This is a genomic window from Microcoleus sp. B3-D2, assembly GCF_036705345.1.
Taxonomy (GTDB): domain Bacteria; phylum Cyanobacteriota; class Cyanobacteriia; order Cyanobacteriales; family Microcoleaceae; genus Microcoleus.
On the sequence record NZ_JAUBUG010000196.1, the window covers coordinates 1 to 1,052 of the forward strand.

Consider the following 1,052-nt stretch of genomic DNA (forward strand, 5'->3'; position numbering starts at 1 on the left):
CAAATCGTTTAGGATGGCGTTGGGAGCATTAATCATCAAAGAAAAACTGGGAATTAGCGATCGGGAAACAGTAGAACAGATCCGTGAAAACCCGTATCTACAATACTTTATCGGTCAATCAAGCTACAGCAATGAACTACCATTTGACCCATCACTATTAGTACACTTTCGCCAACGGATTAGTTGGAATGTAATTAATAAAGTCAACGAACGCCTGGTCGAAAAAATACGCTCCACCACCCCAATCAAACCAGAAAAAAAAAAGGATTCGGACGCCAAAAATGAGTCATCCAATCGCGGTAAACTAATCATAGATGCAACCTGCGCTCCAGCCGATATTAGTTATCCGACCGACTTAGGACTATTAAACAGAGCCAGAGTGCACACAGATAAAATCATAGATATCCTGTATAAACAGCTCAAAGGTCAAATCCAGAAAAAACCAAGAACCTACCGTAATGTCGCCAGAAAAGATGACTTATTAATAGCCAAACAAAGAAGACCATCCCGCAACAAAAAAAGACAGGCAATTAAAAAACAACTTCAATATATCAAAAGAAACCTCGCTCATATTGAACAGCTAATCGATTCAGGTGCGACCCTAAAAGGTCTGAATAAAAAGCAATATAAAACCTTGCTAGTCCTCACAGAAGTGTATCGCCAACAACAGTGGTTATTTGACAACGAGAAACAGAGTATTGAGGATAGAATAGTAAGTTTAAGCCAACCCCACATCCGTCCCAGAGTCAGAGGGAAAGCCGGAAAAAACGTAGAGTTTGGAGCTAAACTATCAGCCAGTTGTTTTGAAGGATATGTATTTTTATACCGGATGAGCTGGGATAATTTTAACGAATCAGGAGACTTAAAAGCACAAGTAGAAGCTTATTATAGATTCACGGGATATTATCCCGAGTCCGTTCATGCAGATCGCATCTATCGAACCAGATAAAACCGAGCTTGGTGCAAAGAAAGAGGGTAAGGATTCAGGTGGTGGGTATTGACAAGTGTGATCCTGGAAAGTAGAATATAGCAATTATGAAAAAAAACCTGCC

At 40.0% G+C, this 1,052-nt stretch carries 1 pseudogene; it reads left to right on the forward strand.

The features are described 5' to 3' along the window. Window positions 1–946: pseudogene (locus QUB14_RS28650) on the forward strand (IS5 family transposase); the annotation flags it as partial. Window positions 947–1,052 lie beyond the last annotated feature (106 nt).